A 25,049-nucleotide genomic window follows, 5' to 3' on the forward strand; every position below is an offset into this window, starting at 1 on the left:
TTAGCTGTGACAGTGGGTAAAATGTAGAATGACGCTACGGCGAAAGGGTTAATGCCCGTGCGTCACTTCTATTCGGCAGCAACGCCATCGGTAAATTGCAGCCGTGCAAGCCGTGCGTACAGCCCGTCTTGAGAGACCAGATCGTCATGGCTGCCCTGCGCCACAATACGCCCTTCTTCCAATACGACGATGCGGTCGGCCTTCTTCACGGTTGCCAATCTATGCGCAACGATCAGGGTCGTGCGTCCGGCGCGCATCTGGTCCACCGCGCCCTGTACCGCGCGTTCGCTTTCCGCATCCAGGGCCGAGGTTGCCTCGTCCAGCAGCAGTACTGGTGCGTCGCGCAGGATGGCACGCGCAATGGCGATACGTTGCTTCTGACCACCGGACAACATGACACCGCGTTCCCCCACAAAACTGTCATATCCTTCAGGCAAGGCCGCAATGAAATCATGTGCGGCGGCAGTGCGAGCTGCGGCTTCAACTTCGGCGTCAGTCGCATCCAGACGACCGAAACGGATGTTTTCACGGGCAGAAGCCGCAAAGATTACTGGGTCTTGCGGGACCAGCGCCATATGCGTTCGGAAATCTGCCCGCCCCAGTTCTTGCAGGTCGTGACCATCCAGCGTGACCCGGCCCGAATTGGGATCATAGAAACGCTGGATCAATTGAATGACGGTCGTCTTGCCTGCGCCGGACGGTCCGACAAAGGCCACCGTTTCACCCGGATTGACCTGCAGCGACAGATGATCCAGCGCGACGGTATCGGGCCGCGCGGGGTAACGGAAACTGACATCTTCGAACCGGATTTCACCTTTGAGGTCTTTGGGCAGGATTACGGGCTTGGCGGGATCGGTCACGGTGTCTTGGGCATTCAGAAGCTCAACCAAACGCTCAGTGGCACCAGCAGCACGCTGAATTTCACTCCAGATCTCGGACAGGGCCGCGACCGAACCTGCCATGATGATCGAATAGATCACGAACTGCACCAGCACACCTTCGGTCATCACACCGTTGCGCACGTCAATTGCACCCATCCACAGGACACCAACGATGCCCGAAAAGACCAGAAAGATCACAATGACCGTCAGGACAGCGCGGGTTTGAATGCGGTGCAACGAGACCTCATATGAAGTCTCTGTCATCTCACCAAATCGCTGGCGGCTGGCCTGCTCATGGGTAAAGGCCTGCACGGTCTGCACCGCACCCAAAGCTTCCCCGGCATTGCCGGAAGACGCCGCGATCCAATCCTGATTTTCCCGGCTGATCACGCGCAGACGGCGACCCAGAACCAGAATCGGAACAATGACAATCGGGATAAGCAACAGGACCAAACCGGTCAACTTGGCCGAGGTCAACAGCATCAGCACAAGCCCACCGAAGAACAACAGCATATTGCGCAGCGCGATAGACACCGAAGACCCAAGAACCGATTGAATCAGGGTTGTGTCCGTTGTGATCCGGCTGAGAACCTCACCCGTCATGATGCGTTCATAGAATTCCGGACTCATCGCGATCACGCGATCGAACACGGCCTTGCGAATATCAACGACCACGCGTTCACCCAAGCGCGTCACCAGCGCATATCGAATGCCGGTACCCACAGCCAAAACAGCGGCAATGACGAGTGCGGCCAGAAAGTACCAATCCAACAGCTCGCCATCCTGAATGCGAAAGTTGTCGATCACGCGCCGGACCGCCAGTGGCAGAGTCAGCGTCATGCTTGCAGTCAGAATCAACGCCAGTGTCGCGCCAATCATCAAAAGCTTGTAGGGCTTCATGAATGGCCACAGCGAGGCCAGCACCCCTATTTTCTTTGAGCGGGCCCGCTCTTCGCTGGCACCGGGTGCAGCGGCTGGTGCTGGTTTGTTGGCGGTCTGTCTTGCCATGTCGGGCCCTTATGGATTGAACGCTAGAAAGTGACAGCTTTCTTGGCCTCAGCCGCCCTTGTGGTCAAGCATCACGATAAGGATCAGCGACCCGAAAGGGCCATTTGACGCAGAAAGTTGGAGAGTTTGGAGCGGGTAGACGGAATCGAACCGACATAGCCTGCTTGGAAGGCAGGGGCTTTACCATTAAGCTATACCCGCAAATGGTTTGCGTTGGTTAAGTCATGCACCCGGGCGCGTCAAGCAGGAAGTGGCAAATTTTGTGCCACCGTTTTTGCACCACAGCGCTTAGTCAGATTCGACCGATCAATCCTGATTGCGGAATATCCGGGTCGACGAAAAAAACTGCTCCAGTTCCTCGATCCGCTCCTTGCTTTCCTCCCACCGCGCCTCCTGCACTTCGGCAATCAGAGTTTCGGAAATCAGTTGCAGTGCTATCGTCGAATCCCAGCTTGAAGGGGCCTCGACCAAAGCGTGGAAGGTGTAATTGGCGGTCTTTCCGATTGGTGAGCCCCATTGATCCGTAAACAAAACAACCGTCACGCCCCGGCTCGAAGCGACTTGCGCCAGTTTTTCCAAATGCGCTTCGTACCGGCGGATGTCGAAGATCACCAGAACAGAGGACGCGTCCATATCCAAAAGGTATTGCGGCCACACATTGGCCGAATTGCCCAGCATCGTCACATTGGGCCGGATGATCTGCATGTGATTGAACAGGTAATCCGCGTTGGATCGGGTGATACGGCCACCCACCACATAGAGATGCCGATCCGTCTCGGCCAACAGCTGGGCAACGGTGTCAAACATCCCTTTGTCCAGACGCTCCAGAGTGTGGCGCATGTTTGTCCATACGGCTTGCGCAAAGCGGGTTGTCGGGTGTTCGGCCTCGTCATCGACGACCCAGGCATCCCGTTTCGAGATCGGTTTCTTGATCTGCGCGGCCACTTCTTCGCGCAGCGCATCCTGCAAATCCGGAAACCCATCGAATCCCAATTTGCGCGCCATGCGAATAACCGTCGGCGTCGAGACCTGAGCCGCAGCCGCCAGCTTGGTGATCGATTGCAACCCTGCCATCGGATAGTCCTGCAACAGGATAGATGCCAACTGGCGCTCTGACCGGGTCAGTTCGTCCAGTTCATCCTGAATCCGCTGTTTGACGAGCTTCACAACGGTGGCCATCGATGCCCTCTCTTCTTAAATTTGTTACAGAGTATTCTCGTTTGTAATTTTGTCTACAGTAATTTTCTTGACAGGTGGGAAATTGCTGTAACAAATGCTACCTATGCTTCACGAGACCGAGTCATCACTGCTACAACCGACAGAAGCCCCGGCCGCCCGTGTGCTTAATGCACAAGGCCGCGCGCCTGCGGTTTTGGTGTGCGAACATGCCAGCCGTTTCATCCCGGCTGCTTTGAACGGTCTGGGCCTGGATGAGGATGCAGCACGGTCTCATGCGGCATGGGACATCGGCGCCTTAGAGCTTTCGGTTGAGTTGATGGGAGCGCTGGACGCACCATTGGTGCATTCCCGTGTCAGTCGCCTTGTCTACGACTGCAACCGTCCACCGGAACGCGAAGATGCGATGCCGCAACTTAGCGAAGTGTTCTCGGTTCCCGGCAACGCAAACCTGACGGCGGCCCAGCGTGCCCAGCGGGTTCATGATGTGTACGAACCGTTCCGGCAGTTGCTGTCATCCACACTGGACGCGAGAAGCGAACCGCCGATTGTCGTCACCATTCACAGCTTCACTCCGGTCTACAAAGGACAGAGAAGGACGGTGGAACTGGGCATTCTGCACGACGAAGACAACCGTGCGGCCCAGATCATGCTGCAACAGGCGCAGGGGTCCGGGCTGCGCGTTGCGCTGAACGAGCCGTATTCGGCGACTGACGGTGTCACGCATACGTTGCGGGAACATGCGATCAAACGCGGGCTTCCGAACGTCATGATCGAGGTTCGCAATGACCTGATCGACACACCAAAAGGCGTGAACCGCATGGCAGGTCTGCTGGCGCCGATCCTGCAATCAGTCATCACCGCCCTTCCAGGCACAGGCGTAAAATCATGAGAACACGGGTATCGAAATGAATTTCATGCGGGGATATGTGGCGGTCATTGACCGCGCGAACCGCTGGATCGGGCGCGTGGTCATGTATGGCATTTTCGTCATGATGGGCATTCTGCTCTGGTCTTCGATCTCGAAAACCTTCTTTCTTCCGTCGCTATGGACACTGGAAATGGCCCAGTTCGCGATGGTCGCCTATTACATTCTGGGCGGCCCCTATTCGATCCAGATGGGGTCAAACGTCCGCATGGACCTGCTTTACAGTGAATGGTCCGATCGCCGCAGGGCCTGGACCGACGCGATCACAGTGTTCTTTCTGATCGTCTATCTCGGTGTGATGATCTACGGCGGATACGACTCGCTGAGCTATTCGCTGCAATATGGTGAACGCAGCCCAACCGCGTGGCGTCCGTACCTCTGGCCAATCAAGGTGATCATGGTCGTGGGGCTGTTCCTGATGTTGCTTCAGGCCATCTCGGAACTGTTCAAAGATATTTTGCGCCTCAAGGGCGATGACATCCCGCGCGAGGTGATTTGATGTCTTACGAAATGATCGCCATCTTGATGTTCTCGACCATGATGCTGATGCTGCTGACCGGGCAGCGGGTGTTTGGGGCCATCGGCTTTGTTGCCGTCATGGCCGCCCTGTTCCTGTGGGGGGATCGCGGTGGTTATGACATCGGCTTTTCCGCCGCCATGAAGCTGATGAAATGGTACCCGCTGCTGACGCTGCCGATGTTCATTTTCATGGGGTATGTGCTGGCAGAATCCAAAATCGCAGACGATTTATACAAGATGTTCCACGTCTGGATGGGCGGTTTGAACGGCGGTCTCGCCATCGGCACCATTGGTCTGATGGTTTTGATCTCGGCCATGAACGGGTTGAGCGTTGCCGGAATGGCCATTGGCGCGACTATTGCGCTGCCTGAATTGCTGAAACGTGGGTATGACAAGAAGATGGTAACCGGGGTGATACAAGCCGGTTCATCGCTGGGTATCCTCGTGCCACCCTCCGTTGTGCTGGTTCTATATGCGATGATCGCGCGCCAGCCGGTTGGCCAGCTTTGGTTGGCTGGGTTGCTGCCGGGGCTGATGATGGCTGCAATGTTCATCCTGTATATCGTGATCCGCTGCCGGATTAACCCGGCATTGGGACCGGCGCTCTCGGCGGAAGAGCGCGACGTGCCAATGGCAGAGAAAATGCGCCTGTTGCGTGCAGGCTTGCTACCTTTGGGAATTTTCGCCGCGATGATGGTGCCGTTTGTGAACGGTTGGACCTCATTGGTGGAAAGCTCGGCCATCGGCGCATTGACCGCTTTTGCGGCCGCAATCCTGAAAGGCCGTATGACGCGCGAAGTGTTCGAGACATCGGTGCGCTCGACACTGGGCATCACCTGCATGTTCATGTGGATCATCCTCGCTGCGTTGGCTTTTGGCGCCGTGTTCGACGGGCTGGGCGCGGTGCGCGCCATCGAGAACCTGTTCACCGAACGTTTGGGTCTGAACCCGTGGGTGATCCTGATCTTCATGCAGCTCAGCTTTATCCTGATGGGTACTTTCCTGGACGACACGGCCATGCTGGTCATCGTCGCACCGTTGTATGTGCCGCTGGTCGGGGCATTGGGGTTCGATCTGATCTGGTACGGCGTGCTTTATACGATCACGACCCAGATCGCTTATATGACCCCACCCTTCGGCTATAACCTGTTCCTGATGCGCGCGATGGCGCCACCAGAGATTTCGCTGCGCGACATTTACGGGTCAATCCTGCCTTTCGTGATGGTGATGACGCTTGCACTGGCTATCATCATGACCTTCCCGCAGATCGCGCTGTGGCTGCCAGAATTTGTCTACAACAAATGATCCCGGACCAAACCGGGGCATCGCGGGTATCCCCCGCATTGCTGAAACTGACCAACGGAGAGAGAGAATGACGAACAGACGTACATTTCTGAAAGGTGCCGCAGCGGCCCCCGCTGCTGCGCTGGCGACGCCTGCATTGGCGCAATCGAAGATAACGTGGCGGATGCAAACATATGCAGGTCCGGCATTGGCAGAACACGTGATCGATCCAGCCATCAAGATGTTCAATGACATCGCCGGTGACCGGATGCAGATCGAGCTGTTCTACGCAGACCAGCTTGTGCCCACGGGCGAGTTGTTCCGCGCAATGCAACGCGGTACAATTGATGCGGTACAGTCAGACGATGACTCGATGGCCTCGCCCACCGAAGTCACGGTGTTTGGTGGGTATTTCCCCTTCGCATCGCGTTACTCATTGGACGTGCCGGTTCTGTTCAACCAGTACGGCCTGAATGAAATCTGGGACGAGCAATATTCGGCAGTCGGCGTTAAACACATCTCGGCCGGTGCATGGGACCCTTGCCACTTTGCGACCAAAGATCCGATCAACTCGCTTGCTGATCTGCAGGGTAAGCGCATCTTTACCTTCCCGACCGCAGGCAGGTTCCTGACACAGTTCGGTGTTGTACCGGTGACCCTGCCTTGGGAAGATATCGAAGTTGCGGTTCAGACAGGTGAATTGGACGGGATCGCCTGGTCGGGCATTACCGAAGACTACACCGTGGGCTGGGCAGATGTGACCAACTACTTCCTGACCAACAATGTGTCGGGCGCTTGGGCGGGTCACTTCTTCGCCAACATGGACCGTTGGAATGAATTGCCGGAAGATCTAAAAACACTGTTCAAGGTCTGCACCGACCAGTCGCATTATTACCGCCAGTGGTGGTATTGGGGCGGAGAAGCCTCATTGCGCGTGAATGGCGACAAGCTGAAGTTGACCACAATCCCGGATGGTGAATGGGCAACCGTCGAGGACGCGGCCGTCAAATTCTGGGACGAGATTGCGGCCGAGTCTGAGACAAAAGCGAAAGTTGTCGAAATCTTCAAACAATACAATGCCGACATGCAAAAGGCCGGTCGGCCTTATCGCTACGGTTAAGAAAACTGCATACTCAACCTGCCCCTTTCGTGGGGGCAGGTCTATCAGGACGAATGGCCGAAAACTCAATTCGGCAAAGACAAAGGTGGCACATGCTCACGTTCGAACATCTGAAAACGCAGGTATCCGAGGGATCGGTGGACACGGTTTTGGTCTGCATGGTCGATATGCAGGGCCGTTTGATGGGCAAACGCTTTCACGCAGGCCATTTCGTGGCCAGCGCATGGGAAGAGACACATTGTTGCAACTATCTGTTGGCCACTGATCTGGAAATGGCGACGCCCGACGGTTATGCCTCCACCAGTTGGGAGCGCGGCTATGGTGACTATGTCATGAAACCCGACCTTGATACGTTGCGCCCGGTTCCATGGCTTGAGGGCACGGTCATGGTAATGTGCGATGTGCTGGATCACCATACGCATGAAGAGGTGCCACACGCACCGCGTTCGATCCTGAAAAAACAGGTCAAACGCTTGAAAGCCATGGGCTACGACGCGATGACCGCGACGGAATTGGAGTTTTTCCTGTTCGAGAAGAGCTTTGACCAGATCCGCAAGGAGGGCTTCCGCGATCTGGAACCGATCTCGGGCTACAACGAAGACTATCATATTCTTCAAACCACCAAAGAAGAGCATGTGATGCGCCCGATCCGGAATCACCTGTGGGACGCGGGCATACCGGTTGAGAACTCGAAGGGCGAGGCCGAAACCGGACAGGAAGAGCTGAACATCAAATACGCCCCGGCAATGGATACCGCCGAGTATCACTCGATCGCAAAAAACGCGATCAAGGAGATTGCATGGCAGCACGGCCATGCCGCGACTTTCCTGCCAAAATGGCACCATGATAAGGTGGGCAGCTCGTCCCATGTGCATCAGTCACTGTGGGCCGATGGCAAGCCTGCGTTCTATGACGCGGACGACGCGTTGGGCATGTCAGCGCTGATGAAAAGCTACATGGCCGGTCTGCTGAAATACGCCCCTGATTATACCTGTTTCATGGCGCCCTACATCAACAGCTACAAACGCTTCATGAAGGGCACCTTTGCACCGACGCGGATCATCTGGTCGGTCGACAACCGCACCGCCGGTTTCCGCCTATGTGGGGATGGCACCAAGGCGGTTCGGGTCGAGTGCCGGATTCCAGGTTCGGACATGAACCCCTATCTGGCGATGGCCGGAATGCTGGCTGCTGGGATTGCAGGGATCGAGGAAGGGCTGGAGTTGCAGCCGCCCACCACCGGCGACGTCTATCAGGGCGAGACCGGCATGATCCCCGGCAACCTGCGTGCGGCACGGGATGCGCTGCATGGCTCGGCCATGTTACGGGAGGCCATGGGCGATGACGTTGTCGATCACTACGCCCGCGCAGCAGAGGTCGAGATCGAAGAGTTCGAGCGTGTAGTGACCGATTGGGAAGTTGCTCGCGGGTTTGAACGGGCTTGAGGTCGGGCCAGGTTGGGGGCTCTGCCCCCAGACCCCCGAGATATTTTTGGCCAGATGAAGCAGGGATCCTGTTTCTTTCGGAAATGGAGTGGATATGGGGCAGATGTTGAAATGTGTCTCACCGATCGATGGATCGGTTTTTGCGGAACGAGAAGTGTTGTCTCGGGACGCGGCGTTTGAGGTTGCAGACCGGGCGCGCGCCGCTCAGGCAGATTGGGCGGCGCGGCCCCTGCAGGAGCGGATTGATCTTGTCATGGCGGGCGTGGCTGCTGTTGGCGCGATGAATGACGAGATCGTGCCCGAGCTGGCGCATATGATGGGTCGCCCGGTGCGCTATGGCGGTGAGTTTGGTGGTTTCAACGAGCGCGCCAGCCATATGGCCGAAATCGCTGAGGCTTCTCTGGCTGATATCGCGGTGAGCGAAGATGAGACGTTCAAGCGTTACATCAAGCGCATTCCGCATGGGGTGGTGTTTGTCGTGGCACCGTGGAACTACCCCTATATGACCGCCATAAACACGGTCGCACCGGCGCTGATCGCGGGGAATACTGTGATCCTGAAACATGCCACGCAGACGCTGCTGGTAGGTCAGCGTATGGAACAGGCGTTCCATTCGGCAGGTGTGCCTGAGGACGTGTTTCAGAACGTGTTCCTGAGCCATGACGTCACCAATGACCTGATTGCGGGCAATGCGTTTGATTTTGTGAACTTCACTGGCTCGGTCGGCGGTGGCCAGGCGATGGAACATGCGGCGGCTGGTACGTTTACCGGCGTAGGCACCGAGCTGGGTGGCAAAGACCCGGGTTATGTCATGGAGGACGCGGATCTGGACGCAGCCGTCGATACGTTGATCGACGGAGCAATGTTCAACTCGGGCCAATGTTGCTGTGGGATCGAGCGCATTTACGTCCACGAAAGCCTCTTTGATGATTTTGTCGCCAAGGCAGTTGAGATTGTAAACAGCTACAAGTTGGGCGATCCGCTGAATACCGAGACGACGATTGGTCCGATGGCAAATGTACGTTTTGCCAAAGAAGTGCGCGCGCAGATTGCCGAGGCTGTTGAGGCCGGTGCGGTCGCACATATCGACACCTTTGCTGAAGACGATGGTGGCGCCTACCTGACGCCACAGATTCTGACCAATGTGGCTCATGACATGCGGGTGATGCGGGATGAGAGCTTTGGGCCGGTTGTGGGCATCATGAAAGTGTCTTCGGATGAAGAAGCCATTCAACTGATGAATGACAGCGAGTTTGGCCTGACCGCCAGCCTGTGGACCCGCGATGTGGATCGTGCGGCGCGGGTGGGCGATCAGATCGAGACCGGCACTGTATTCATGAATCGGGCGGATTATCTAGACCCTGGTCTGTGCTGGACCGGCTGCAAGAACACCGGGCGCGGCGGCGGCCTTTCGGTCATTGGCTATCACAACCTAACCCGTCCCAAATCCTATCACCTGAAGAAGGTCACGGGCTAAGGACGATGGTCTGCTCGGGTTTGACCCCCTCCCCCCAAGCAGACCTCAAATCACAAAGGAAACCTGACATGTCACTTGTTGGAAACTGGTCCTATCCGACCGCAATCAAATTCGGCGCCGGACGCATCAAGGAACTGCCTGAAGCCTGCGCTGCCGCCGGGATGAAAAAACCCCTGCTTGTCACGGACAAGGGGCTTGCAGATCTGCCGATCACCGCCGCAACCTTGGACATCATGGAGGCCGCAGGACTGGGTCGTGGGCTATTCAGCGATGTGGATCCCAACCCGAACGAAAGGAACCTCGACGCCGGGGTTGCTGCCTACAATGCGGGCGGCCATGACGGTGTGATCGCTTTTGGCGGAGGCTCGGGGTTGGATCTGGGCAAGATGGTCGCCTTCATGGCGGGTCAGACGCGGCCCGTATGGGATTTTGAGGATATCGGCGACTGGTGGACCCGCGCAGACGCGGAAGTGATCGCGCCGATCATCGCAGTGCCGACCACCGCCGGGACGGGATCGGAAGTTGGGCGTGCCAGTGTCATCACCAACTCGGAAACCCACGCGAAGAAGATCATTTTCCACCCCAAGGTTCTTCCAACCGTAGTGATCTGCGACCCTGAACTCACCGTCGGGATGCCCAAGTTCATCACCGCAGGCACGGGTCTCGACGCCTTTGCTCACTGCGTCGAGGCATATTCCAGCCCGCATTATCACCCGATGAGCCAGGGCATTGCGCTGGAAGGGATGCGGCTGGTGAAAGAATATCTGCCGCGCGCCTATGCCGACGGCACCGATATCGAGGCCCGCGCCCAGATGATGAGCGCAGCAGCCATGGGCGCGACGGCCTTCCAGAAAGGGCTGGGTGCCATCCACGCGATGAGCCACCCGATCGGGGCAGTGTTCAACACTCACCACGGAACCACCAACGCGGTTTGTATGCCTGCTGTGCTGGAGTTCAACGCCCCTGCCATCGCCGACCGGTTCCAGCAGGCCGCGTCTTATCTGGGCATTGATGGTGGCTTTGACGGCTTCCGTGCCTTTGTGCAGGAGTTCAACGACAGCCTCGGCATCCCGCGCACCCTGTCCGACTTGGGCGTGACCGAGGCCGCAATCCCGGAACTGGTCGAAGGCGCGATTATCGATCCCTCTTGCGGGGGCAACCCGATAGAGTTGACGAAAGAAAATCTGACGCAGCTGTTCAAGGCCGCGCTTTAAAACCAAAGGGCCCGGCAAAACCTGCCGGGCCCTTTGCGTTTGAATTGCCAAGACCGGATCAATGCCCGGTCAGCACCAAAGTGTTCACCGGCATCAGGATCAAACGCAGGCGCAGACCTGCGGCGTGAACCACACCGATTGTGTCCACCACATGCAAGAACGCAGCCTCCCAAAAGCCCAGTTCCTCGTGCTCCAGCCGCTCGTGGTTATCGGTGTAGACATTGGCCAGACAGTTGCTGCCCGGAGGAATGTCATCGGCCATACCTTTGTATAGCGGCTCCATATAGACCAAAATCGAGCCGGGTTGGTTGTTGGTTTGTACATCGCGCAGCTCGTCCGACGGGCGGATCTGTCCCGATGGGATCACATCCTGCACCTCGACCACGACCGTGGGGATTACAGTGAACGGCTTGGTCATGCAGCCCAACTCACCGATCATGCCCGGTTTGATGACCTGAGCGGACAGTTGGTTGAACGCAGCCTGGAACCGGTCATGTCCGGTATGTGACGGCACCAGAATACCGGCAGGGCGCAACAATGGGCTTACATAATCGCCGACCTGTAAGCTAAACTGTTCGACCCGTCCGGTAACACCAGCGAGAATAACTGTTTTGTCCAACTCGGTCTGCGCGGCGTCCAGTTGCGCAATCGCACTGGCCAGTTGGGCAGGGATCAGCTCTTCGATCTGCTGCTCAACTGCTGCACGTTTGGCTTCAGCCGCGACAACCTGCGCCTCACGCTCGGCAACAAGGTTTTCCAACCTATCAATCTCGGCCAGCCGCACAGCGCTCGAACCTTCGTCGCGCAAGGTTGTGTTGCGTTCCAGATCCTCGAGAGACTGCGCAAGGGCCGCCTTCGCGCCAGCGATGCCAGCGTCAGCCTCTGCCAGGTCGGTTTCGGCAACTTTAAGCGAGGCCTGGACCTGCGCTATCTGTGCATTTGCCGCCTGAACCTGCGCGGTTTGGCTGAAATCCTCGATCCGGAATATCGGCTGACCCGCCGTGACCAGTTGGTTGTTCTTTACGAAAACCTCTGAAACACGCCCACCCAGCTGCGGCAGGATCGTGACGGTACGGAAATAGGACGCGGCCGTTTTGCTGGCCGGGTGGAAATAAAACAGCGTGGTGATTACGGTCAGCGCCAGAATGGCGCATGTCGTCAGGCCCCAACGCAGTTCGTACCACATGGTAAACAAGGTGATTTCGTGACCTATACGTTTGCCCTGTACAAACCGGCGGAACAAATAATCGGGCAGCACCGTAATCAAGGCGCAGAGCATGGTCTCGATCATTTGCTGTGCTCCTGCGCTTCACCAGCTTCTGTAACGGGCGCTGCCGGTGCGACTGCCTCAGGCAACGGATCCGGCACCTGGACCCGACCAAGAGAACGAATGGCATCAGCAATGTTTCTGAGCGGTGTGGCAAAGTCCGGAAACTGAAACCCTGCGACCAGTATGGCGGCAACCCAGAACAGTCCATTATGCGTAAACAGCGCGAGCAGCGCCAAAATACCCACCAATTGAAATTGCGGGTGGTTGTTTTCATGAGCCATTTTTTCCGGCACGGAGTGGAGCGTCAGGTATCCAACACCAATCAACACCACCAGAACGACAAAAAAGACGATCATGGCTGAAAAAAGGTAGTCGCTTCCATCAGCTGCGACAACGTATCGGGGAATATGCCCTGTAGCCATTGGATGAAGGTCTGCTGCAGTCACCTTACCCTCCTTTATATTTTGATACTTCTTTGACCGGGTTGAAGCGTAAATTCAAGGCTGCTTATAGTCTTGAAATACAAACGCAAAACGAATGAAAGGCTCACAGGCCAATATGCAATTCCAGAAAACTTCGCCGCGTCCCGTCCGAGGCGCCCGCAAACCATGATTGATTTTCTGATCATCGGTGGTGGCATCGCCGGTCTCAGCGCTGGCGCGCGCCTGTCGCAGCATGGAACCGTGATGGTGCTCGAGGCCGAGGACGCCCTAGGCTATCACGCATCCGGCCGATCTGCGGCGCTGTTTGAAGAAAGCTATGGACCGCCTTCGGTTGTCGCTCTGAACAAGGCAGGCGCTGCCTTCCTGCATTCGCAGAACGGAGGTTATCTGACTCCGCGCGGATTGATGTTGGTCGGCGCGCGAGATCAGTCAGATCTGTTTGCTGCCGATTGCAGGGATCTGAACATGGCGCAAATATCGACAGTTGACGCCATTGCACGCATTCCGATCCTGAACCCCCAGCAGGTGGGCTTTACGGCTGTCAGCGAAGCCGCTTTTGACATCGATACAGATCGTTTGTTGCAGGATTTTGCCCGAACCATTCGGCAGAATGGCGGGACGATTTCGACCAAACACAGGGCCACTGCCATCCGCAAAGACTTGCATTGGATCGTCACCGCCGGTCAGAGTTTTGAGGCCCATAACCTCGTCAACGCCGCCGGCGCGTGGGTGGACGAAATCGCCGGTCTTGCGGGACTTCCGCCCATCGGTATTACCCCGCGCCGCCGGTCCATGGCGCGATTGCCCGCCCCAGGTGGCCATGATGTTTCGGGCTGGCCCATGATGCTGGGTGTGGGTGAAACGTGGTACGCCAAACCCGATGCCGGGAAACTTCTGGTCTCGCCATCCGAAGCCGACCCTGTTCCGCCTCAGGATGCCTATGCCGACGATATGGTGTTGGCAGAAGGTCTGGCGCGTTACGAAGCTTTGATGACCAAAAGGGTCACACGGGTCGAAACAAACTGGGCCGGGTTGCGCAGTTTTGCGCCAGACGGAACTTTGGTACTTGGAAGAGACCCTCAGGACCCTTCATTCATATGGAGCGCGGGACAAGGTGGCTATGGCTTTCAAACCGCGCCTGCAGCGTCTCAGTTGCTTTGCGATATGGTTACAGGAGCTCCTCCTGCCCTTGACGCTGGGATTGTTGCCATGTTGACCCCAGAAAGGTTGAAGCAATGATCAAACGCAGACTTCCCTCCTCTGCCAGCGTTGCCAATTCGGCTGAAGACGGCAAACTGGTGGCCCCGGCGGCATCGCGAAACTCCGACGCCTTGTGCGGATTGCTGCGTGACTGGGCTCCGTCCCAGGGACAGGCGTTAGAGATTGCCAGCGGTACCGGTCAGCATATCGCGGCCTTCGCGGCCCTGTTGCCCGGCCTCCAGTGGCAGCCGACGGAAATTGATCCAGAACGACGCGATAGCATCGACGCCTACACGCGCGACTTACCGAACGTCGCGCGTGCCCTAGAACTGGACGCCACGACCGCAGGCTGGCATGTCCGGTTCCCTGAACAAAGCATGATCTTGTTGATCAATCTGATACACTTGATCAGCTGGCGGGAAACGCGAACCATCATTGCCGAGACTGCCAAAGTGCTCGGGCCATCCGGTCGATTTGTCTTATACGGACCATTCAAGCGCTCGGGCCGACTTACAAGCGAAGGCGACAAGAGATTTCACGAAGCTCTCACCCAGCAAGATCCGGACATTGGCTACAAAGACGACACAGATATGATTGCCCTGTTTGAGGATGTCGGCCTGACGGTACTGAATACGGTCGATATGCCCGCCAACAATCTTGCATTCATCACATCGCGACCAGCGACCTGATCGAGATCAAAGTCATATCCCTGCTTCTTATTTCATATTCCATTTGCGAAATGTGAAAGGCAGCAGACATGCACTGGCAAGAAAAACTCACGGCAACCCGCAAGAGCCTCCGTAATCTCAACGGGTCCATCCCAGAGGCAACGCGCGCGTTCGGGGCGCTAGGGAAGGCCGTGAAAGAGGGCGGAACGCTCGACTACAAAACAAAGGAATTCATCGCTTTGGGCATGTCGGTCACACTCCGATGCGAGCCCTGTATCACCTTACACACAGAAGCCCTGATCAAAGCAGGTGCGACGAGAGATGAGGTTTCGGACGTATTGGCCATGGCCGTTCAGATGGGTGGTGGACCTGCCATGATGTACGCGGCCAAAGCGCTGGAATGTTTTGACGAACTGTCCGCCTAACCAACAGAAAAGGCCCCGGAAGTTTCCGGGGCCTTTCTTTGATCAACCGTCCTTGCGGATGACCTCGTTTTTCGGATCGTAGGGGCTGTCGCAGGTGACAACAGCGTCCCACAGCTTATCCAGCATCTTGACCTTCAGCTTGGTGCCTTCGACGGCCATTTCAGGCTTCACATAGCCCATGCCGATGGACTTCTCGAAGGCCACCGAATACCCACCCGAGGTCAGACGGCCAACGCGCTCACCTTCCGGGGTATACAGCACCTCACGGCCCCACGGGTCGGCATCGTCCGGTCCGTCGATCAGCAGCGTACAACACTTCACGCGCACACCGGTCTCGACCATCTTGTCCTTGCCGTGGAACTCTTTGTTCAGGTCGATAAAGCGCGGCAGATCGGCTTCCAACGGGTTCGCATCGCGGCCCAACTCGTTGCCGAAGGCGCGATAGGATTTCTCCTGCCGCAGCCAGTTCTGGGCGCGGGCACCGACCAGCTTCATACCATGCTTCTCACCTGCTTTTTCAAGCAGATCGAACAAGTAGTTCTGCATCTCGATCGGGTGATGCAGTTCCCAACCCAACTCACCGGTATAGGCCACGCGGATCGCGTTGACCGGGCACATGCCCAGTTCGATCTGACGGGCCGACAGCCATGGGAAGCGTTTGTTGGACAATGCGGTTTCCGGGTCGGCGTCCTTGATGACCTCTTTCAGAACGTCACGCGACTTGGGTCCGGCGATGGCGAAGACGCCCCACTGAGTAGTCACATCCTGGATCTCGATGTAACCGAACTCCTCCATCTTGTCCTCGGCCGCCTTGCGCAGGAAGTCGGCGTCATACTCAGTCCATGCCCCGGCAGAGACGATGTAGTAGTTGTTCTCGCCGTTGCGGACGATGGTGTATTCAGTGCGGGTGGTGCCGTGCGAGGTCAGCGCGTAGGTCAGGTTGATACGACCGACCTTGGGCAGCTTGTTGCAGGTGAACCAATCCAGGAACTGGGTCGCACCGGGGCCTTTGACGACATGCTTGGTGAAGGCCGACGCGTCGATCAGGCCAACGCCTTCTCGGATCGACTTGGCTTCGTCAACGGCATGCTGCCACCAGCCACCGCGGCGGAACGAGCGGGCGTCATGGTCGAAATTTTCGGGTGCATCCAGCGGACCGAAATAGTTCGGGCGCTCCCATCCATTGACCCAGCCAAACTGTGCGCCGCGCGCTTTCTGACGATCGTACGCCGGAACAGTCCGCAACGGGCGGCAGGCTGCACGCTCTTCGTCGGGATGGTGCAGAATGTAGACGTGCTCATAGCACTCTTCGTTCTTGCGCGCAGCGAACTCGGTGGTCATCCAGTTGCTGCTGTAGCGTTTGGGGTCCAGCGAGGCCATGTCGATCTCGGCTTCGCCATCGACCATCATCTGTGCCAGATAATAGCCGGTGCCGCCCGCAGCGGTGATGCCGAACGAGAAACCTTCGGCCAGCCACATGTTGCGCAAGCCCGGAGCCGGGCCAACCAGCGGGTTGCCGTCGGGGGTGTAGCAGATCGGGCCGTTGAAATCGTCTTTCAGACCGGATTCGGCGCAGGACGGCACGCGTTCGGCCATCGCCATGTACTGATCGGCGATGCGGTCGAGGTCCAGCGGGAACAGGTCGGCACGGAAGCTGTCCGGCACGCCATGTTCGAACTGCGCAGGCGCGCCATGTTCATAGATGCCCAGAATCCAGCCGCCGCGCTCTTCACGCGCGTAGGATTCGTTGTCAGCATCGCGCACAACGGGGTGTTCGGGGTTACCAGCTTCACGCCATTTGACCAACTCGGGGTCTTTGTCCATGACGATGAACGTATGCTCAACCGGGATCGCGGGCATTTTGATGCCCAGCATTTTGGCCGTGCGCTGCGCATGGTTTCCGGAAGCGGTTACAACATGCTCAGCAGTGATCACGACCTGCTCATCGGACGGAACGAGGTTGCCTCCCTTTTCGACCATCTTGGTGCAGGTGACTTCCCAATGAGTACCGTTCCAATGGAACGCATCGGCCTGCATTTTCCGCACGATGTCCACGCCACGCTGACGCGCGCCCTTCGCCATGGCCTGCGTCACATCGGCGGGATTAATGTAACCATCCTCGGTGTGATAGATCGCACCTTTCAGATCAGAGGTCGCGATCAGCGGCCAGCGTTCCTTGATTTGGTCAGGGGTCAACCATTCATAAGCAACATCGCAGGTTTCGGCGGTGGACGCATAGAGCATATATTCATCCATGCGCTCTTGCGTCTGAGCCATGCGCAGGTTGCCAACCACGGCAAAGCCCGCATTCAGCCCGGTTTCTGCTTCCAGTTTCTTGTAGAAGTCGACCGAATACTTGTGGATGTGGGTCGTCGCATAAGACATGTTGAACAGCGGCAGCAGGCCAGCCGCATGCCAGGTGGACCCGGACGTCAACTCGTCCCGTTCGATCAACATCACATCATCCCAGCCCGCTTTGGCCAGATGATAGGCAATCGAGGTCCCTACGGCGCCACCGCCAACGACCAATGCTTTGACTTGGGTTTTCATAACCGGGCGTCTCCCCTTGAATTCAGCTGACACCATATGGCGCACTTAGGAGGCAACGCGCGACATTCATCCGACCAGTGATAGGAAAAAAACGACCCGAACATCGAATGCAGGTCGCAGATCACCTGTCTGGCCGCTTGGTTCACCCGCTAGAGCTGCAGCGTTTGCTGGTCCCGACTGTAACGCAGACCAATTTGCCGCCCTCGCCTGAGGGTTTCTGCGCCGCTGGTTCCTGTGGTTGGGAAACTTGGTCTTCTGCCTCAGCAAGGGTGTCCGTGAATCCGGCGCGCGACGACACAGAAGCCAAATAGTCTTTCATATTCAGTCCGTTTTCCGATGCCTGGGCTTGTTGATAATAGTCAAGCCCTGCAACCGCCAATCCGCAGATTGTAACAAGGCCTGCCAAATATTTCGCGCTCATGTCGACCACCTGTTTGTATTCGGCTGTAAGAATCCAGAACAAGTGGACGTTTTGAGGGCACAAAACCGACCAGATCACGAAATCCGCTAGGGGCGATCAGACAAGATCTTGCCGGGGTTCATGATGTTGTCGGGGTCCAGCGCGGCCTTGATTGCGGCCATATACCGGGTGGCAGGCCCCAGTTCTTTTTCAAGATAAGGCCGTTTGCCTTGCCCGATACCATGTTCCCCGGTGCAGGTGCCTTCCATCGAGATCGCAAGATCGTTCAGCCAGCCGACAAAGGCGTCAGCCTTGGCAACTTCATCGGCGCTTTCCATGTCGATCAGCAGCAGCGTGTGGAAATTGCCGTCTCCTACATGCCCCACGATGGGGGCCAGAAGACTGAGGTCGTCGGCCTTTTTCTGAGCCTGCGTCACACATTCGGCCAGACGCGAGATCGGCACACAGACGTCCGTGGAGATACCCCGCGCGCCGGGGCGCAGTTGCAGGCAGGCCCAATACATGTCATGCCGCGCCTGCCACAGCATGTTTCGGTCCTCGGTGGTCGAAGTCGCGGCAAAATCGGTACCGCCGAATTCTTCAGCGATCTGACCAAATGTCTCGGCCTGTTCCACGGCACCGCCGTCAGAGCCATGGAACTCCAACAGCAACAACGGCGTTTCCGGCAGGTTCAGCCCGGAATAGGCGTTGGCCGCCTGAACCGACATTTCATCCAGCAACTCAATTCGGGCGACAGGAATGCCATACTGTATGGTCATCATCACTGCGCGGCAGGCCGCATCCACAGTTGGAAACGAGCATCGGGCCGAGCTAATCGCTTCGGGGATGCCTTGAAGACGCAGGGTCAGTTCGGTGATGATCCCCAGCGTTCCTTCGGCCCCGATCAGAAGGCGGGCCAGATCATACCCAGCCGAGGATTTCTTGGCCCTTTGCCCTGTACGGATGATCTGGCCATCTGGCATGACCGCCTCGAGGCTGAGAACATTGTCCTTCATCGTCCCATACCGCACCGCATTGGTGCCCGAGGCGCGCGTGGCAGCCATACCGCCAAGCGAGGCATTGGCCCCGGGATCAATCGGAAAGAACAGGCCTTGATCTCGCAAATGGGCGTTCAGCGCCTCGCGGGTCACGCCAGGCTGCACGACACAATCCAGATCTTCGGCATGAACCGACAGCACCTTGTCCATCTGCGTCAGATCGACCGAGATGCCTCCAGCCGGCGCGTTCACATGCCCTTCCAGCGACGTTCCAGTTCCAAACGGGATCACCGGCACCCCATGCGCGGCACAGGTTTTGACGATGTTCGAAACCTCCTGCGTCGTGTGCGGGAAAACCACGGCGTCCGGGCTTTGGTTTTCGATCCATGTTGTGGTGTGGCCGTGCTGTTCCCGGATCGCGGCGCCTGTTTGCAGCCTGTCGCCGAAACGTTGTTTGAGAATGCTGATCGCGGTCTCTATGCCTGTTTCATTTCTAGGCAAGGCCGTAGCTTGTACCATTGTCATCCTCCGCTGCCCCAAAACACTGCGGGCCTTTCAGCCTATGACTAAAAGGCCCGCAGAGTGTGGGCAATCCCCACAAATACCGAGGGCTTATTCGCCCAGCGCAATCCCTTCGCGACGCGGGTCGGCGCCCCCGCTCAGCACGTCACCGATTTCGATGGCATGCAGGCCCGATGTCAGGTCGCGCGGATTAACCTCAAAACCCTGCAACACCAGCGCATCCGTGTACCCTTCGGCGGCGCTACCAGCCTCGACATCATAAGTCCCGAAACGATTGACCAGATGCGGCAAGGACAGCGCTTGCTGTACGTCCATATCCCAATCAGCCCAGGCGATGATCGATTTCGCGACATAGCCAATGATACGGCTGCCGCCCGGCGAGCCGATGGCCAGAACCGGCGCGCCGTCCTGCATCACGATTGTCGGGCTCATGGAAGAACGCGGACGTTTTCCGGGTTCCAACCGGTTGGCAATCGGCACTCCGTCGCTATGGGTTTTGAACGAGAAGTCCGTCAGCTCGTTGTTCAACAGAAACCCGTTCGTCATCAGACGCGATCCAAAGCCGTTTTCTATGGTCGTCGTCATCGACAACACGTTGCCGTAGCGGTCCACGATTGAGATATGCGAGGTCGAGGGTAATTCGAGCGATACGTCGTCTGCCCAGTTCAGCGCATGGTCGAATTCAGGCTGCCCCGGAGCGATTTCAGCCAACGCACCTTCGGTTCCCAACAAAGCCGCACGCTGCGCAAGATAGTCCGGATCAACCAACCCCTTTGTGGGCATGGGAACAAAATCACTGTCAGCCATGTAACGACCACGATCTGCAAAGGCGAGGCGAGAGGCGTCTCCGATCAGCCGCCAGGCTTCTGCGCTTTCGGGACCCATCGCTGCCAGATCATAGCTGTTCAGCATCCCCAAAATCTGTCCCACAGTCAGCGCACCGGACGATGGCGGCCCCATTCCGCAAACCTCATACGCGCGGTATTCGGCACAAACCGGTTCACGTTCGCTCACTTGATACAGCGCCAAGTCAATGCCGGACAGAACACCGGGATTGCCCGGAGCGTTCTGCACCGTGCGGACAATATCGGCAGCGATCTCACCGCCATAAAATCCTGCGGCCCCGTCACTGGCCAATACACGCAAGGTGTCTGCATAGGCTGGGTTCATCAGGCGCTGCCCTTGCTGCAAAGGTTCACCACCCGGCAGAAAATACGCAGCCGTTTCGGGAAAGCGCGACAGGCGCTCGGCATCGTTTTCAACAAGGCTGGCCAAGCGCGGCGAGACCAGAAAGCCCTCATCTGCCAGACGGATTCCATCAGCGAACAAGCTGGGCCAGGGAGAGCGTCCCCAGCGACGATGGGCCTCTTCCAGCAAGGCAGGCGTGCCCGGAGTTCCCACCGACAATCCTCCGACGACCGCATCAAAGAATTTCAGCGGCTCACCGTTTTCGTCGTGAAACAGTATTGGTGTGGCCGCCTGTGGTGCGGTTTCGCGCCCGTCCAGCGTTGTCATCTGCCCAGTTGCTGCGTCGTACCAGACCAAAAACGCGCCACCACCCAGGCCCGAGGATTGCGGCTCGACCAAACCCAGCACAACCTGTACGGCTACCATCGCATCCGCAGCGGACCCGCCTGCGCGCAATACTTTGGCCCCGGCTTCAACGGCCAGTGGGTTGGCGGCAGCCACCATCCAGTTCTCAGATGTAACCGGAACACCGTCCAGCTTGGCCTCAAGCGCTGCGATGACTTCGTCTGTCAGGGCCTGCACCTGCCCTTCCGAGGCCGTTTCGGGTGCAACGGCATCAGCAGCCTCCTGAGCAAGGACCGGCGTCGAAAACGCAACTGCCGAAAGTAATAAAGCGGAAACACATCTCATCTGATCAAATCCTCCAATACTTCGTTTTGTTTCAAACCTGTAAGCAATGACCGCGCTCTGCAACGGTTCGCCGTACAGGCGTGACTTCACAGCAAGGTTTCGCCGCGACACCTATTGCTCAAATTCATCCCGATCTCGGTCAAACCGAGTCATCCCCTTGAATTCGGGCAGCCAGCCTTCGCGCCGCGAGACCCAGCATTCGTATGTCGGCGTCAATTGGTTTGGCACGTCGAGGCATCCCAAATGCACCTCGACCTCAGAACCACTACGCGCAAAAACCGCAGAACCGCAGGTCGGGCAGAAGAACCGATCCACATAGCCCTGCGACGGGCCTGATATTTCGACGGCATCACTGGGAAAAATCGCAGCGGCGTAGAACAAAGCCCCATGATGCTTGCGGCAGTCAATGCAGTGACACACCCCGACCCGAAGGGGACAGCCCGAAGCCATGATGCGCAAACGTCCGCAGCGGCATCCCCCTTCAAACAGGTCCATTCAGGCTCCTTTCCGGCGGCTCAGAGCATAGAGGGCACAACCTGATCTGGCGGACGGTGGCCGTCTTCGAAGGTTTTGATGTTGATGATGACCTTCTCGCCCATTTCGATCCGCCCCTCGAGCGTGGCCGACCCCATATGCGGCAACAACACGACGTTGGGCAGCTGCCGCAACCGCGGGTTCACGTCGGTGCCCTGTTCGTAAACGTCCAGCCCTGCGCCCGCGATTTCGCCCGCTCGAATCATCCGGGTCAGGGCATTTTCGTCGACAACTTCACCGCGCGAGGTATTCACGATCACGGCTGACGGCTTCATAAGCTTCAAACGACGCGCATTCATCAGGTGGAAGGTCGACGGCGTTGACGGGCAATTGACCGAAATCACATCCATTCGAGCGACCATCTGATCAAGGCTTTCCCAATAGGTTGCCTCCAGTTCTTGTTCAGTCTCGGGGCGCAGCCTGCGGCGATTATGGTAATGAACCTGCATTCCAAAAGCGCTTGCACGCCGCGCAACGGCCTGCCCGATCCGACCCATCCCTAGAATACCCAGACGGCGACCACCGATCCGACCACCCAGAAAGGCGGTTGGGGCCCAGCCGGACCAATCGCCCTGCTGCATCACGCTCAGCCCTTCAGGAATGCGTCGCGTGACGGCAAGGATCAGGGCCATTGTCATATCGGCAGTGTCATCTGTCAGCACGCCGGGCGTGTTCGACACCAGAATGCCGCGCTGTCGCGCTGTAGACACATCGATATTGTCGACACCCGCCCCGTAATTGGCAATCAGCTTCAGGTTTTCTCCCGCTTGACCCAAAAGGCCGCCATCAATCGCATCCGTCACCGTGGGCACCAGAACATCGGCTTCCTGTATCGCGGCCACAAGCTCATCTCTTGTCATCGGCGTGTCGTCATCGCGCAGGCGCACATCAAACAACTCGCTCAACCGGGTTTCAACTGCTTCGGGCAACCGTCGCGTAACGACAACACTCAGACGTTCTCTTGGCACCTCGGCCCTCCCACTGCTTTGCAAACAGACGCGCGCCATGGCATCGTGGCGCAGGATAAGGCGGGGCACAAGAACCCCATTGGCATTGAGTCGACCTTTTTTCATAATCGGATCAACGGGCATAAGAGCGGGCAGTCAGTGAGTGGTATTCGACCGGTAAAAAGCCGATGTCTGGCGGCGATATCCGCATTTCTGGTCATGTTCGGTTCCTGGGCCGCACATGCCGAGGATCAACGTGGATCTGTCACCAACCTGCCCCTGCCGCGCTATGTGTCCATGAAAGCAGCAGAAGGGAATGTGCGGCGCGGGCCTTCGCTGAGCCATCGAATCGATTGGGTGTTCAAACGGCGCGGCATGCCGCTGCAAGTGACGGCGGAATATGGCAACTGGCGCAAAGTTCAGGATCGCGACGGTGCCGGTGGCTGGGTGCACTATGCCTTGTTGTCAGGTGTGCGCACGGTGCTGATCGAATCCGACATGCTGCCCGTCTATGCCCGCCCCGACTCTAATTCGCCCGCGAATGCGCATTTCGAGACCGGCGTCGTGGCTCGCCTTGGCACGTGTTCGCTGGACTGGTGCCGTATCACGGCGGGCGGCTATCGGGGCTGGACGCTGAAGTCGAATCTGTGGGGCGTCGATCCGGCCGAAATCCGCGAATAAAGCCTTGACCTTGCTGGTCTGGCAACCTGCAATACTCCCATTGAATTTCCTGTCAGATTGTTGTGATACTCCGAAAAAATCGGAGGTTTTCATGCGCGCAGTCACCTATTCCGCTTTCGGAGACGCCACCGATGTTTTGCGCCTGCAAGACCTCCCTCCGGCTCCTCCGCGTCCAGGCGAAGTTACCGTCGAGCTGGCATTTTCAGGCGTAAACCCATCGGACATCAAAGCCCGCGCGGGAACCCGTCCGGGCGTGACGGAACCTCCTTTCCCTGTGATCATCCCCCACAGCGACGGGTCGGGTGTTATTTCGGCTGTTGGGGACGGTGTTCCCACCTCACGGATAGGTCAGCGTGTTTGGATCTGGAACGGGCAATGGCAGCGCGCCTTTGGCACAGCCGCCAGCCACATTACCTTGCCTAGTGGTCAGGCTGTTGAGCTGCCGGATACTGTGTCGCTTGAGACAGGCGCGATTCTGGGTATCCCCGGCCTGACGGCATGCCATGCCGTCTTCTCGGGCGGAACACCCAAAGACCAAACGATTTTGATTCACGGCGGCGCAGGTACGGTCGGTTATCTAGCGGTTCAGCTTGCAAAATGGGCCGGCGCGCGCGTTATCACAACTGCGAGCCCCCGAAACTTTGATCGGGTCAATGTAGCCGGAGCAGATGTGGTGCTGGACTATGCCAGCGAGACTCTTGCAGACGAGATTCTAGAGGCGAATGGCGGGCAGACACTCAGCCGAATCGTTGATGTCGAGTTTGGACAAAACATCGAAACGAACACCGCTGTGATCGCCGAGAACGGACGTATCAATACCTATGGCTCTGCCCAAAACATGGCACCTGTCTTTCCGTTCGGATCGATGATGTTCAAAGCCGTTACGCTTGAGACAATCTTGATCTATCTGTTGCCACCGGAAATGCGCACTGCTGCCGTGAAAACCCTTCATCAGGCGTTGACGGACGGCGCTTTGATCTGCCCGCTTCAAAAGGTATTTTCACTGGCAGACTGCGCCGCTGCACATGAATTGGTACAGGCCGGAAACCGCGCCGGAGCCGTGCTGATTGATACCAAATAATGGTCAGAAAAAATTTTCGTATCGCGGTCTCATTTTTTGCAAATAGCTCTTGAACCCCGCCGACAACAATCGTAGACAGCCGCTCACCGTTGGGGTGTAGCCAAGTGGTAAGGCAGCGGTTTTTGGTACCGTGTATCGTAGGTTCGAATCCTACCACCCCAGCCAGTTCATCGGAACATAGAACGACGACAGGCACTTGGGTCACCGATACCCGAGAAATGCCCCCGTTTATGCCCCAGTGGTTTCGGGTGTTCTGACGTCCTCGTTCCTAACCTCTAGCGGGGGTTCTATGGGGGTGGGGAATAGGTATAAGTAATGAATAGAAACCGGAGGATAGAGAGACCCGAGTATCCTCGTTCCTGATTCATAATACATAGAGGGAGGAGGAGGTTATGGGGGA

General features: G+C 57.4%; 22 protein-coding genes and 2 tRNA genes. 13 read left to right on the forward strand and 11 right to left on the reverse strand.

From position 1 onward, the window contains the following. Positions 1-68: 68 nt before the first annotated feature. The 3 genes from AC2FJZ_RS03815 to AC2FJZ_RS03825 form a co-directional block, all read right to left on the reverse strand. Positions 69-1,889, reverse strand: coding sequence for an ABC transporter transmembrane domain-containing protein (locus AC2FJZ_RS03815; RefSeq protein WP_496776104.1), 1,821 nt, complete (start codon positions 1,887-1,889; stop codon positions 69-71). 127 nt (positions 1,890-2,016) lie between these two features. Beyond that, a tRNA-Gly gene (locus tag AC2FJZ_RS03820) sits at positions 2,017-2,090 on the reverse strand. 105 nt (positions 2,091-2,195) lie between these two features. Next, positions 2,196-3,068 (reverse strand): MurR/RpiR family transcriptional regulator, encoded by an 873-nt coding sequence (locus tag AC2FJZ_RS03825; protein ID WP_496776105.1) that lies wholly within the window; start codon positions 3,066-3,068, stop codon positions 2,196-2,198. 103 nt (positions 3,069-3,171) lie between these two features. On the opposite strand from AC2FJZ_RS03825, the gene AC2FJZ_RS03830 reads away from it, so the two are divergent. The 7 genes from AC2FJZ_RS03830 (at position 3,172) to AC2FJZ_RS03860 (ending at position 11,052) form a co-directional block, all read left to right on the forward strand. Continuing rightward, the gene (locus AC2FJZ_RS03830; protein ID WP_496776106.1) at positions 3,172-3,957 is read left to right on the forward strand and encodes an N-formylglutamate amidohydrolase; all 786 of its coding nucleotides are present in this window, start codon (positions 3,172-3,174) and stop codon (positions 3,955-3,957) included. A 16-nt stretch (positions 3,958-3,973) separates the two neighbouring features. Then, on the forward strand, positions 3,974-4,492 hold the full coding sequence (locus tag AC2FJZ_RS03835) for a TRAP transporter small permease subunit (protein WP_496667695.1): 519 nt from the start codon (positions 3,974-3,976) through the stop codon (positions 4,490-4,492). Continuing rightward, positions 4,492-5,817: a TRAP transporter large permease gene (locus AC2FJZ_RS03840; RefSeq protein ID WP_496667694.1), complete on the forward strand. Its 1,326-nt coding sequence runs from the start codon at positions 4,492-4,494 to the stop codon at positions 5,815-5,817. The genes AC2FJZ_RS03835 and AC2FJZ_RS03840 overlap by 1 nt, the downstream gene beginning before the upstream one ends. 67 nt (positions 5,818-5,884) lie before the next feature. Continuing rightward, positions 5,885-6,916 carry a TRAP transporter substrate-binding protein gene (locus AC2FJZ_RS03845; protein WP_496776107.1) on the forward strand — a complete coding sequence of 344 codons (1,032 nt, stop codon included), beginning with the start codon at positions 5,885-5,887 and terminating at the stop codon, positions 6,914-6,916. A gap of 92 nt (positions 6,917-7,008) precedes the next feature. Beyond that, positions 7,009-8,361, forward strand: a complete 1,353-nt coding sequence (locus AC2FJZ_RS03850; protein ID WP_496667692.1) for a glutamine synthetase family protein — start codon at positions 7,009-7,011, stop codon at positions 8,359-8,361. Between the two features lie 94 nt (positions 8,362-8,455). Beyond that, positions 8,456-9,838: an aldehyde dehydrogenase family protein gene (locus AC2FJZ_RS03855; RefSeq protein ID WP_496776108.1), complete on the forward strand. Its 1,383-nt coding sequence runs from the start codon at positions 8,456-8,458 to the stop codon at positions 9,836-9,838. 68 nt (positions 9,839-9,906) lie between these two features. After that, positions 9,907-11,052: an iron-containing alcohol dehydrogenase gene (locus AC2FJZ_RS03860; protein ID WP_496776109.1), complete on the forward strand. Its 1,146-nt coding sequence runs from the start codon at positions 9,907-9,909 to the stop codon at positions 11,050-11,052. Between the two features lie 58 nt (positions 11,053-11,110). On the opposite strand, the gene AC2FJZ_RS03865 is transcribed toward AC2FJZ_RS03860, so the two are convergent. Together AC2FJZ_RS03865 and AC2FJZ_RS03870 are read right to left on the reverse strand one after the other, a co-directional pair. Further along, positions 11,111-12,343 (reverse strand): HlyD family secretion protein, encoded by a 1,233-nt coding sequence (locus AC2FJZ_RS03865; protein WP_496776110.1) that lies wholly within the window; start codon positions 12,341-12,343, stop codon positions 11,111-11,113. Next, positions 12,340-12,744 carry a hypothetical protein gene (locus AC2FJZ_RS03870; RefSeq protein ID WP_496667986.1) on the reverse strand — a complete coding sequence of 135 codons (405 nt, stop codon included), beginning with the start codon at positions 12,742-12,744 and terminating at the stop codon, positions 12,340-12,342. The genes AC2FJZ_RS03865 and AC2FJZ_RS03870 overlap by 4 nt, the downstream gene beginning before the upstream one ends. Before the next feature lie 186 nt (positions 12,745-12,930). Between AC2FJZ_RS03870 and AC2FJZ_RS03875 the strand changes: the two genes are divergently transcribed. From AC2FJZ_RS03875 to AC2FJZ_RS03885, 3 genes are all read left to right on the forward strand, one after another. Further along, positions 12,931-14,004: an NAD(P)/FAD-dependent oxidoreductase gene (locus AC2FJZ_RS03875; RefSeq protein WP_496776111.1), complete on the forward strand. Its 1,074-nt coding sequence runs from the start codon at positions 12,931-12,933 to the stop codon at positions 14,002-14,004. Further along, positions 14,001-14,654, forward strand: coding sequence for a DUF938 domain-containing protein (locus AC2FJZ_RS03880; protein ID WP_496776112.1), 654 nt, complete (start codon positions 14,001-14,003; stop codon positions 14,652-14,654). The genes AC2FJZ_RS03875 and AC2FJZ_RS03880 overlap by 4 nt, the downstream gene beginning before the upstream one ends. Before the next feature lie 68 nt (positions 14,655-14,722). After that, on the forward strand, positions 14,723-15,058 hold the full coding sequence (locus AC2FJZ_RS03885; protein WP_496776113.1) for a carboxymuconolactone decarboxylase family protein: 336 nt from the start codon (positions 14,723-14,725) through the stop codon (positions 15,056-15,058). Positions 15,059-15,100: 42 nt separating this feature from the next. Here the strand turns inward: AC2FJZ_RS03885 and AC2FJZ_RS03890 are convergent, their stop codons facing one another. The 6 genes from AC2FJZ_RS03890 to AC2FJZ_RS03915 all read right to left on the reverse strand — a co-directional run bounded on the left by AC2FJZ_RS03890 (position 15,101) and on the right by AC2FJZ_RS03915 (position 22,908). Continuing rightward, positions 15,101-17,608: a GcvT family protein gene (locus AC2FJZ_RS03890; protein ID WP_496776114.1), complete on the reverse strand. Its 2,508-nt coding sequence runs from the start codon at positions 17,606-17,608 to the stop codon at positions 15,101-15,103. A 142-nt stretch (positions 17,609-17,750) separates the two neighbouring features. After that, a complete protein-coding gene (locus AC2FJZ_RS03895; protein ID WP_496776115.1) occupies positions 17,751-18,029 on the reverse strand; it encodes a hypothetical protein in 279 nt (92 codons plus the stop codon). 86 nt (positions 18,030-18,115) lie between these two features. Then, positions 18,116-19,525 (reverse strand): FAD-binding oxidoreductase, encoded by a 1,410-nt coding sequence (locus tag AC2FJZ_RS03900; protein WP_496776116.1) that lies wholly within the window; start codon positions 19,523-19,525, stop codon positions 18,116-18,118. Positions 19,526-19,618: 93 nt separating this feature from the next. Further along, on the reverse strand, positions 19,619-21,406 hold the full coding sequence (ggt, locus tag AC2FJZ_RS03905) for a gamma-glutamyltransferase (RefSeq protein WP_496776117.1): 1,788 nt from the start codon (positions 21,404-21,406) through the stop codon (positions 19,619-19,621). Between the two features lie 111 nt (positions 21,407-21,517). Then, positions 21,518-21,901 (reverse strand): GFA family protein, encoded by a 384-nt coding sequence (locus AC2FJZ_RS03910; RefSeq protein WP_496776118.1) that lies wholly within the window; start codon positions 21,899-21,901, stop codon positions 21,518-21,520. Positions 21,902-21,921: 20 nt separating this feature from the next. After that, positions 21,922-22,908: a 2-hydroxyacid dehydrogenase gene (locus AC2FJZ_RS03915; protein ID WP_050602970.1), complete on the reverse strand. Its 987-nt coding sequence runs from the start codon at positions 22,906-22,908 to the stop codon at positions 21,922-21,924. 198 nt (positions 22,909-23,106) lie between these two features. Here AC2FJZ_RS03915 and AC2FJZ_RS03920 point away from each other — a divergent pair, with 198 nt between their 5' ends. The 3 genes from AC2FJZ_RS03920 (at position 23,107) to AC2FJZ_RS03930 (ending at position 24,814) form a co-directional block, all read left to right on the forward strand. Further along, positions 23,107-23,568 (forward strand): SH3 domain-containing protein, encoded by a 462-nt coding sequence (locus tag AC2FJZ_RS03920; protein WP_083445206.1) that lies wholly within the window; start codon positions 23,107-23,109, stop codon positions 23,566-23,568. 91 nt (positions 23,569-23,659) lie between these two features. After that, positions 23,660-24,649: an NADPH:quinone reductase gene (locus AC2FJZ_RS03925; protein ID WP_496776119.1), complete on the forward strand. Its 990-nt coding sequence runs from the start codon at positions 23,660-23,662 to the stop codon at positions 24,647-24,649. Between the two features lie 90 nt (positions 24,650-24,739). Beyond that, positions 24,740-24,814: transfer RNA gene (locus tag AC2FJZ_RS03930), tRNA-Gln, on the forward strand. The last annotated feature ends 235 nt before the right edge of the window (positions 24,815-25,049 follow it).

Source organism: Ruegeria sp. CDSA079 (assembly GCF_059612245.1).